Annotated in this window: 11 protein-coding genes; all 11 read right to left on the bottom strand. The window is 36.3% G+C overall.

Annotated features, from left to right (window positions below):
- Positions 1-588: 588 nt before the first annotated feature.
- Positions 589-2,055, bottom strand: a complete 1,467-nt coding sequence (lysS, locus tag QE109_RS16005; RefSeq protein ID WP_281095560.1) for a lysine--tRNA ligase — start codon at positions 2,053-2,055, stop codon at positions 589-591.
- Positions 2,056-2,143: 88 nt separating this feature from the next.
- Positions 2,144-3,100: a tRNA dihydrouridine synthase DusB gene (dusB, locus tag QE109_RS16000; RefSeq protein ID WP_281095559.1), complete on the bottom strand. Its 957-nt coding sequence runs from the start codon at positions 3,098-3,100 to the stop codon at positions 2,144-2,146.
- Positions 3,101-3,139: 39 nt separating this feature from the next.
- Positions 3,140-3,943 (bottom strand): type III pantothenate kinase, encoded by an 804-nt coding sequence (locus tag QE109_RS15995; protein WP_281095558.1) that lies wholly within the window; start codon positions 3,941-3,943, stop codon positions 3,140-3,142.
- 23 nt (positions 3,944-3,966) lie between these two features.
- Positions 3,967-4,944, bottom strand: coding sequence for a biotin--[acetyl-CoA-carboxylase] ligase (locus QE109_RS15990; RefSeq protein ID WP_281095557.1), 978 nt, complete (start codon positions 4,942-4,944; stop codon positions 3,967-3,969).
- Between the two features lie 172 nt (positions 4,945-5,116).
- On the bottom strand, positions 5,117-6,274 hold the full coding sequence (locus tag QE109_RS15985) for a sodium ion-translocating decarboxylase subunit beta (RefSeq protein ID WP_281095556.1): 1,158 nt from the start codon (positions 6,272-6,274) through the stop codon (positions 5,117-5,119).
- Between the two features lie 35 nt (positions 6,275-6,309).
- On the bottom strand, positions 6,310-6,705 hold the full coding sequence (locus tag QE109_RS15980) for a biotin/lipoyl-containing protein (protein WP_281095555.1): 396 nt from the start codon (positions 6,703-6,705) through the stop codon (positions 6,310-6,312).
- 29 nt (positions 6,706-6,734) lie between these two features.
- Positions 6,735-7,157 (bottom strand): OadG family protein, encoded by a 423-nt coding sequence (locus QE109_RS15975; RefSeq protein WP_281095554.1) that lies wholly within the window; start codon positions 7,155-7,157, stop codon positions 6,735-6,737.
- Between the two features lie 13 nt (positions 7,158-7,170).
- On the bottom strand, positions 7,171-8,718 hold the full coding sequence (locus QE109_RS15970) for an acyl-CoA carboxylase subunit beta (protein ID WP_281095553.1): 1,548 nt from the start codon (positions 8,716-8,718) through the stop codon (positions 7,171-7,173).
- A gap of 18 nt (positions 8,719-8,736) precedes the next feature.
- Complete coding sequence (mce, locus tag QE109_RS15965; protein ID WP_281095552.1) at positions 8,737-9,144, bottom strand: methylmalonyl-CoA epimerase; 408 nt, start codon at positions 9,142-9,144, stop codon at positions 8,737-8,739.
- Positions 9,145-9,271: 127 nt separating this feature from the next.
- Positions 9,272-10,222: a methylmalonyl Co-A mutase-associated GTPase MeaB gene (gene meaB, locus QE109_RS15960; protein WP_281095551.1), complete on the bottom strand. Its 951-nt coding sequence runs from the start codon at positions 10,220-10,222 to the stop codon at positions 9,272-9,274.
- A gap of 53 nt (positions 10,223-10,275) precedes the next feature.
- Complete coding sequence (locus QE109_RS15955) at positions 10,276-10,671, bottom strand: cobalamin B12-binding domain-containing protein (protein ID WP_281095550.1); 396 nt, start codon at positions 10,669-10,671, stop codon at positions 10,276-10,278.
- Between the last annotated feature and the right edge of the window lie 4 nt (positions 10,672-10,675).

The raw sequence follows: 10,675 nt of genomic DNA, 5'->3' as shown, positions 1-10,675 counted from the left end.
CTCTTACGTTTGTATAAACTTTCTGCAAAGTTTATCCGGAAACAACTGTTAAGTTGTTTTATTGTTTTTCTTTGGAGCTTCAATCTAAATCGCTTTAAATCGACATCTTCAAAAGAATTACGTTTTGGTTTTTTTCATTTGCGCTATTCAATTTTCAAGGTCCTGTTTTTTACTACTTCCTAATCCATCAAGCCTTTTTCACAGCTTCATTTCATCTTACTTAGTAGTGGCTGTTTCACGTCTCAACCGAAGTTGTTATGTGATGTGACAGCTTTTATATCTTATCAGCTATCGTTTGCTTTGTCAACACTTTTTTTAATTTCTTTTTTCATGTTAACCGCTCGCGTTAGGCGACTTGATAATAATACACTATGTGGCACCCTATCGTCAACCCTTTAATTCACTTTTTTTGTTAAGAAGATGAAACATTTAATCGCCTATGAAGCGACAATCTATTTTATACCCAGTATTATATGAAATACTCACTTTAATATAGAACCTTTTCTTATTTTTCTGATATTTTTCTATTAAAAAGCACCTTTCCACTTATAGGAAAGGCGCTAATATTTACTTGCTATACTGAGCGTATTACTTAATAGGCTTCATTGTTGGGAAAAGTATAATATCTCTAATTGATGTTGTATCTGTCAATAACATAATTAATCTATCCACACCGATCCCTAGTCCACCTGTTGGCGGTAAACCTACCTCAAGTGCATTGACAAAATCATCATCCATCACATGAGCTTCTTCATCGCCAGCTTCTCTTTGTTTTAATTGATCTTCGAATCTTTGCTTTTGATCAATCGGATCATTAAGCTCAGAAAACGCATTTGCTATCTCCCATGTATTAACAAACGCTTCGAAACGATTAGTTATCGCAGGATTATCAGGATTACGTTTGGCAAGAGGAGAAACCTCAACTGGATGATGTAAAACAAATGTTGGTTGAATTAAATCAGATTCACAGAACTCTTCAAATGCTAAATTAACCAAGTGTCCCTTAGTATAATGTTTTTCTACATCTAAGTGCAGTTTTTCTTTTCCAACTTGACGAGCTTCTTCATCTGTAGCTAAAGCATAGAAATTAACACCTGTTTTTTGTTCAACTAAATCATGCATAGAAAATCTTCTCCAAGGAGGCGTAAAGTCTAAAGTAGTGCCTTGGAATTCAATCACAGTCTTGCCATAAAGCTCCATACAACATTTAGCAACAACCTCTTCTGTGAGTTTCATCATATACTCATAATCTTCAAACGCTGCATATAGCTCTACTGCTGTATATTCAGGATTATGCTTAATAGACATCCCTTCATTTCTAAACATCTTGCCCATTTCATAAACGCGGTCAAAACCACCTACGATTAGTCTTTTAAGATAAAGCTCATTGGCAATTCTCATATACATATCAATATCAAGCGTATTATGATGTGTTACAAATGGTTTTGCAGCAGCACCACCAGCAAGAGTACTTAAAATAGGGGTATCTACTTCTAAGAAACCTTCTGAATCAAAATAGTTTTTCATTGTTTTGATAATTTTAGAGCGCATAAGGAATTTTTCTTTTACTTCCGGATTAACAATTAGATCAACATATCTTTGACGATATCTAATCTCTTGATCTTTTAATCCATGCCATTTTTCAGGAAGAACTTGTAGTGATTTTGACAAAAGAATAACTTCAGTTGATTTGATAGAAATTTCATCTTTTTGAGTTTTAAATACAGTACCAGCAATACCAACTATATCGCCAATATCATATGTTTTGAAAATTTCATAATCTTCTTCACCTATTGCATCTTTTCTTACATAAACTTGAATTCTACCTTCGCTGTCTAAAACATCTATAAAAGAGGCTTTACCCATATCACGCTTCGCCATAATTCTACCAGCTACTCTAACTGGTTTTCCCTCAAAAGCTTCAAAAGCTGTTAGGATATCTTTTGTAAAGTTAGTACGTTCATACTTCTCTATTTTAAAAGGGTCCTTACCAATTTCTCTCAGGTGTGCTAATTTGTCTCGGCGAATTTGTAATAATTCATTTAAATTTTCCATCGTATTCCTCCATCGTTTATTTTTAAAGTCTTTGGCTTTAATTGATTCTTTTTTTGTTATTATATGCGCTAGCACTTTTAAAGTCAATTCATTGAAATGCCTGTGTTAATATCTCTAGAACACGCTCTGGTGTCATAGCCTTATTAATTTCATTTTTATAATGAGAAGCCCCATTTAATCCTTTAAAATACCAAGCTGCATGTTTTCGCATCTCAAGCACCGCTATATGAAGTCCTTTATACAATAGTAAATTATTAAAATGATCTGTTGAAACTGCTAATCTTTCCGCTAAAGTAGGTTTATTAGGTTGCTTACCAGTTTTGAAAAAAGTGTCCACTTCTTCTAAAATCCAGGGATTTCCTTGTAGACCACGACCAATCATGACACCATCACAACCAGTCTGTTTTTTCATATTAACTGCATCTTCAACTGTAAATATATCACCATTACCTATAACTGGAATTTTTACGGCTTCCTTAACTTTCCTGATCATTTCCCAATCAGCTGTACCACTATAAAACTGTTCTCTTGTTCTTCCATGAATTGCTATTGCACTTACGCCAGCATTTTCAGCCATTTTAGCAAACTCTATTGCGTTAATCGAACTTGAATCCCAACCTGTCCTGAATTTGACCGTAACTGGTTTCAGTGATTTTCGTACCGCCATCTTTAATAATTGTTCTGCTAATTTAGGCGTTTTCATCAGTGCTGAACCCTCTCCATTGTTTACAATTTTAGGCGCAGGACATCCCATGTTGAAATCCAAGATTTCGTTGGGCTGTTCATTTAGCACATCCATAACGACTTCTAGTTTTTCTACATCCGCAGTAAAAACTTGTAGTGCCATAGGGTGCTCAACAGGTTCAATTCTCATTAATTGCGCTGTTTTTTTGTCTTTATAATACAGTGCGCTAACACTTACCATTTCACTTACAATTAACCCTTTGTGAAACCTTCTACAAATTAATCTAAATGGTAAGTCTGTTACTCCAGCCATTGGTGCAACAACAACATCACTTTTTAACTCAATATTGCCGATTTTCATTTTTGCCTCATTTTCTTTTATTCTCTTAGTGTTAATTATTTATGCAGGGCTAATTAAATTACCATTTGTTTTTTTAGGACGATTCATTTGATAGATAATATTTAGCCCATCTAGTGTAAGATACTTGTCAACAAACTCTATTTCTTCAGATTCAGTTGCTATAAGAGTCGATAGACCACCAGTTGCCACAACTTTCACATCACCGCCACCAAGCTCTTCAACCATTTTTTTCACAATATAATCAACGCTTCCAACATACCCATATACGATCCCCGCTTGTATACTTTGAGAAGTATTTTTGCAAATAATATGCTCTGGTTTAACAAGTTCAACTCTGGTAAGTTTTGCAGCACGTTCATATAAAGCGTCTGCTGAGATTTTAATACCAGGCAAAATTGCTCCACCTAGGTATTCACATTTCTCACTAATAGCGCAAAAAGTGGTTGCTGTACCAAAATCAACAATAATTAATGGTCCACCATATTTTTTGAACCCTGCTACCGCATTAACAATCCGATCCGCGCCAACTTGTCTCGGATTATCGTATTTGATGTTCATACCTGTCTTGATACCAGGTCCAATAATAATTGCCTCACGGTTAAAATACTTCTGTGTCATATGCTGTAACGAATACATAACATGTGGCACAACAGATGAGATAATAATATCTTGTACTTCATTAACATCTAATTTCTCATGAGTAAATAATTGATGAATAAAAATCCCAATTTCATCAGCTGATTTTGAGTAATCAGTAGCCATTCGCCAGTTTGTAATCAACTGGTCATCTTTAAAAACACCCATGACGATATTGGAGTTTCCCACATCGAATGTTAATAACATTTTGCCTCCTAATAATTTTATTATTAAATATATCCATTAATTCCGCGTACAGAAACTTCTCCTGAAAAAACAACCTCATTTTCACCGAGTTCATTTTCAACAAGTAGACTCCCATCTGCGTTTATGTCTAAAACATAAGCATTTCTAGTTTCAATAGGTGTAATAATTTGCACTTTTTTACCAACTGTAACTGAATGTGCAAGATGATAGGAAATTATTTGACTCATATCACCTTCTAAATACTGTGAATAGAAATTAGAAAATGCCAGTAAAAAAGCACTTAATATTTTTTTTCCTGAGACTTCTACCCCTTCTTTTTTCAATGAAGTTGCTTTATCGATAATGTCGACTGGAAAAGACATCTGACCAAGATTCACGCCAATTCCAAGTACAATATAATGTAATTGATTGATTTCTGCACTCATTTCAGTTAAAATGCCGCATATTTTTTTCCCATTGACGATTAAATCATTTGGCCACTTAATACCGACGTTTAATGATGTACAAGCTTCTATAGCATGTGCCATTGCCGCTGCTGAAACCAAAGTGATAGATGATGCTGCTTCAGGTTTAACTTTTGGTCTCAACAACAAACTCATCCATAATCCAGATTCTTTTTCTGACTCCCATTGTCTACCAAGTCTTCCCTTGCCTTTAGTTTGCTCAGATGAGACAATCAAACCTTCTAAAACCTGTTCTTCCATGGCAATTCTTTTAGCCTCAGAATTGGTTGAATCCACAGTATCAAGAAACTTAATAAACTGAATAAAATCAAAATCGTTACAAAGTGCTTTTAATGAAGAACTATTGAGTTCATCAGTATCAGACAACAACTTATAACCTTTATTATTCACTGAATCAATAATATAACCTTCATTCTTTAAAGCTTTTATATGTTTCCATACAGCTGTCCTTGAAATACCAAGTTGATCACTTATCTGCTCTCCTGATAAATACCCTTCTGAATTAAGTTGTAAAAGGTCTAAAATTTTTGATTTCACACGAAGCTCCATTCATCTATTTCGTAATTTGCTCATCTTATAGCATAACACAAAAGTATTAAAAAATAAAAGTCAAATCATTCACTTTTGCAAATAAAAAAGGCATCCCTAAAGGATACCTTTTTTGATCAATGTGAACTTTAATGATTCATTAAGCACACTAGCATTTAAATTAAAAACCAGAGAACAATGATAAAAGTACACCAGCAGATACTGCAGAACCGATTACACCAGCAACGTTAGGTCCCATGGCATGCATGAGAAGGAAGTTGCTTGGGTTTTCTTTTTGGCCAACCACTTGTGATACACGTGCCGCCATCGGTACAGCTGATACACCTGCCGAACCAATCAATGGATTGATTGGATCTTTTAAGAACTTGTTCATAATTTTTGCTAAGATTACACCTGCTGCTGTACCAAAAGCAAATGCAACAACCCCTAGGCCCATTATGGCAAGTGTTTTAACATTAAGGAAAGCAGATGCTGATGCAGTCGCACCAACTGTTACGCCTAAAAATATAGTTACAATATTCATAAGTGCATTTTGTGCTGTATCTGTTAATCTTGCAACTGCTCCTGATTCTTTGAAAAGGTTACCTAGCATCAACATCCCAACAAGTGCTGCTGCTGGTGGAACGATCATTGATACGATTAAAGTCGCTAATACTGGAAAAATTACTTTTTCAAGTTTAGAGACGTGACGAAGTTGTTTCATCTTGATATTACGTTCTTCTTTCGTCGTAAGTGCTTTCATAATTGGCGGTTGAATGACTGGTACAAGTGCCATATATGAGTAAGCTGCTACCGCGATAGAACCCAATAAATGTGGTGCAAGTTTTGATGATAAGAAGATCGCCGTTGGACCATCAGCTCCACCGATGATACCGATTGATGCCGCTTCATTTGGTGTAAATAGTCCCGATGCAATTGCACCAAAGAATGTGATAAAGATACCAAACTGTGCTGCAGCACCAAGTAATAGTGACTTAGGATTGGCAATAAGTGGACCAAAGTCTGTCATTGCACCTACACCTAAAAATATAAGCGGTGGGAATATCCCTAAATGGTCGCCTTGATAAAGGTAGTAAAGTAAACCACCGATTTCTTGAACATGACCATCTGGTCCCATAATTGGTTCTGTCATTAAACCAGCAAGCGGTAAATTCGTTAAGAACATACCAAATGCTATTGGGACAAGAAGTAGTGGCTCAAAACCACGCTTTATTGCTAGATATAACAGTAAAAACGATACTAAGATCATCAAGATCTGTCCGCCAGTTATATTAGCAAAGCCCGTAGACATGTAAAAATCTTTTACAGTTTGAAGCATAGTGCATCTCCTTTCGTTTTTAGTTTGCTATCAGATTAACCAATAACAACTAAAACGTCTCCAGAATTTACTGATGCACCTTTTGTCACGTTGATAGATAATACTTTACCAGCAACTGGTGCCATGATTTCGTTTTCCATTTTCATTGCTTCGAGTATAACAAGTACAGCACCATCAGCAACTGTATCGCCTACATTAACTTTGATATCTAAAATTGTACCTGGCATTGGTGAGTTTACTGTTTCGCCACCTTCTACAACTGGAGCCGGTGCAGCTTTTGGAGCTGGAGCTGCTGCTTTGGCTGGAGCTGGAGCTGGTGTTGGCGCAGCAGTTTCTTGTCGTCTTACTGGTGACGGTGTTGACGCGCCACCGATTTCTTCTACATCAACTTCATATGACTTACCATTTACAGTTATATTAAACTTCTTCATGTGATCCTCCATTAAACTTAAATTAAAATTTATAATCTTGCATTCATGACATCGTTTCTGCCAACTTTTCCCCATGTTGGAGTATTGTCAGAAATACGTCTAATATTTGTAACTTTGATATTTTGCATAGAAGTATTCAAAGTTGCAGCAATTGCTGCAGAAATAACAGCAATAAGTTCTTCATCATCTTCTTGTTTCACTTGTAAAGCTGGTGCTTCAACAGTTGACGCCACAGCAGGTTTTGGAGCATTAGGAACCTTACGGATTTCTTGACTTTTTTCCATCTTTCTTATGATGAAAGACATCAAAACAGTAACGATCCAGATGAGTACTAATGCTACCACTGTAATTCCCATTCCTAGCAAAATAACATAACCTGTTGCGAGCATTTTGTCACCCATTGGCATTTGTGAAAATGTATCTGCGTGTTTAAAACTCTCAAGTACGTGCATTACTTCACCTCACTTATAATGGGATATTACCGTGTTTCTTAGCTGGTCTGATTTCTCGCTTAGACGATAACATATCAAAAGCATCAATTAATCTTGGTCGTGTAGTTGCCGGCTCGATAATATCATCAACAAAACCACGTTCAGCAGCTTTGTATGGTGTCGCAAATTCATCAGTATATTCTTGAATCATTCTCGCTCTTGTTTCAATTGGGTTTTCTGATTTAGAGATTTCAGCTCTAAAGATTATATTAGCAGCACCTTGAGGACCCATAACAGCAATTTCAGCTGATGGCCAAGCAATCACTAGATCAGCTCCTAAATCTTTAGAACACATAGCAAGATATGCACCACCATATGCTTTTCTAACGATAAGAGACAATTTTGGAACAGTAGCTTCACTATATGCGTAAAGCATTTTAGCACCATGTCTGATAATTCCACCATACTCTTGCTCAGTGCCAGGTAAGAACCCAGGAACATCAACAATATTTAACAGTGGAATATTGAAAGAATCACATGTTCTAATAAATCTTGCTGCTTTATCAGAAGAGTTTACATCTAAACAACCTGCATTAACTTTTGGTTGGTTAGCAATAATTCCGATAGTTTTGCCACCTAATCTCGCTAAACACGTTACAATGTTCTTAGCAAAATACGGTTGGTATTCCATATAATCGCCATTATCTACAATCTGTTTAATGACATCAAACATATCATAAGGTTTATTTGGATTTTCAGGTATAATTGAATCCAATGCATCGTTAACTGCGCTAAGATCACCTTCACATAAATATTCAGGAGCTGTTTCAAGATTATTTGATGGTAAGAAACCTAATAATCTTCTAATTTCTTCGATACAAGCTTGATCATTATTTGAGATGAACTGAGCTACTCCACTTACAGAGTTGTGCGTCATCGCACCACCTAGTGCTTCTGCAGTAACTTCTTCACCTGTTACAGTTTTAATAACTTGTGGTCCTGTGATAAACATTTGTGAAGTTTTATCAACCATGAAGATAAAATCTGTAAGTGCAGGTGAGTAAACAGCGCCCCCAGCACATGGTCCCATTATAGCTGTGATTTGAGGAATAACACCTGATGCCAATGTGTTTCTGTAGAATATTTTACCGTATCCAGAGAGTGCATCAACTGCTTCTTGAATTCTAGCACCACCTGAATCGTTTAATCCAACAATCGGAGCACCCATTTTAAGTGCATTGTCCATTGCTTTACATATTTTAGCAGCGTGCATCTCACCAAGAGAACCACCAACAACTGTAAAATCTTGTGAGTAAGCATAGACCAATCTACCTTCTACTTTTCCATAGCCAGTAACGACGCCTTCGGCTGGCGCTTCCACAGATTCCATACCAAAGTTAGTACATCTGTGCTTTACAAAAGCGTCTAACTCAACAAAAGTTCCTTCATCGAACAGCAGATCTAATCTTTCCCTTGCTGTAAGTTTTCCGTTACTATGTTGCTTCTCGATACGGCTTTTTCCTCCGCCTGCGAGGATTTTTGCTTTTTTCTGTCTTAAATCTTCAAGCTTGTTTACAGACATTTCAAAACCTCCAAATCCCTATTCTTGTCTTTCACTTAGTTCAACGAGAACTCTCTTTGAACTTTTTGGATGTACAAAAGCAATTTTCGCACCACCAGCACCATATCTTGGCACTTCATCAATCATTTTCATGCCTTTAGAGATCATATGTTCAATTGCTTCTTCAATATTCTCAACTTTAAAAGCAATATGCTGGATTCCTTCACCATTTTTTTCTATAAATTTGGCGATTGGGCCTTCTTCTGATGTTGATTCAAGTAGTTCGATTTCAGTATCACCAACTGGTAAAAAGGCAACTTTAACTTTTTGGTCTTCTACAACCTCGGTACCGTGAAATTCAAGGCCTAAAACGTCTTGATAGAAACTCAAAGTCTCGTTTAAATCTTTTACAGCTATACCAATATGATCAACTTTTAATGCTTTCATAGTTTATCTCCAATACTAAATAAATTTTATCAGCATCACAAAATGCTGTAAACCTAACAAATTAACTAATGGATTAGTGCCACTTATGATAATTAAGCAATTTTGTATTTTAGTTTAATTATATGAATCATTTTGCTTCAACAGACGCTATATATGCTTCAAACAATTGTTCAACGACAGAAAACGGATCTACAGTTCTCTCAACTATTTGTTTTGATAAAGCATCTAATTTTTCTTCATTTCGCGAATTGTCCAGCATCGATCTCTCAATTCTTTCTTTAATCATCTCAACTATTTCACTTTTGGCATTGGCAACTCTCTTTTCATGGAATTTACCTGATTCAAGCAAATACTCTCTATGATCCATAATTGAATTCAAAAGTACGTCAACACCTTTATTTTCATACGCTACAACTAAATCCACAGGCGGACGCCATTCCAACTCTTTGTTGAAATCAAGCATCATATCAATCTCTCTTGCTGTTCTTTTAGCACCATCACGATCAGCTTTGTTAACCGCGAAAACATCCCCAATTTCCATAACACCAGCTTTAATTGCTTGAATATCATCTCCAAGTCCTGGTACCATTACCATCAAAGTTGTATCACAATTTTTTACAATATCTATCTCTGATTGGCCTACACCTACCGTCTCAACAAATATGAAATCAGCGCCATAGATATCAAGTATCTTTACCGCTGCTGCAGTTCCTTCCGATATTCCTCCTAAATGACCTCGTGCACCCATACTTCTTATAAAAACACCTGGATCAACACTTAAATCATTCATACGAACTCTATCGCCTAAGATGGCGCCACCTGTAAAAGGCGAGGTAGGGTCTACTGCAATAACTGCAACTTGTTTGTCTTGTTTACGCAACAACTTTGTGAGCTTATCAGTTAAGGTACTTTTTCCGGCACCAGGGGGTCCTGTAATGCCGATTACATAAGCGTTACCGCTATGTGAATAAAGATTCTGAAGGATTCTTAGTCCCTCAGGATCTTTATTTTCTACCATTGAAATAAGTCTGGCTGCTGCACGTTTATCATGATTTAGAATTCTTTTTTCTATATCCATATAAACATCTCCTTTTATATGGCAAATTCGCCATTTGATTTACGTGCTTTATTTTAGTTTGCTACATTTGATTTAATGTAGTCTATAGTTACTTGAGTTGGTGTACCTGGTGTGAAAATTTCTTTGATGCCTTGTTCTTTTAAGCTTGGGATGTCTTCTTGCGGAATTACGCCCCCGCCAATTACAAGGATATCTTCTGCACCTTCTGCTTTAAGCATTGCTGCTACTTTGGGAAGTAGCGTGTTGTGTGCACCTGATAAAATACTCATCGCTACACAGTCAACATCTTCTTGAATCGCTGCACTTACAATTTGTTCTGGTGTTTGTCTTAAGCCTGTGTAGATAACTTCCATACCCGCATCTCTAAGTGCTCTAGCGATAACCTTAGCACCTCTATCGTGGCCATCTAAGCCTGGCTTTGCAACTAATACTCTAATTGGTCTTTCCATCTTA

The sequence above is a fragment of the Fusibacter bizertensis genome, from assembly GCF_029914245.1.
Classification (GTDB): Bacteria; Bacillota; Clostridia; order Peptostreptococcales; family Acidaminobacteraceae; genus Fusibacter_C; species Fusibacter_C bizertensis.
Note: the sequence above shows the minus strand (reverse complement) of the source record. Positions and strands in the feature narration are given on the sequence as shown.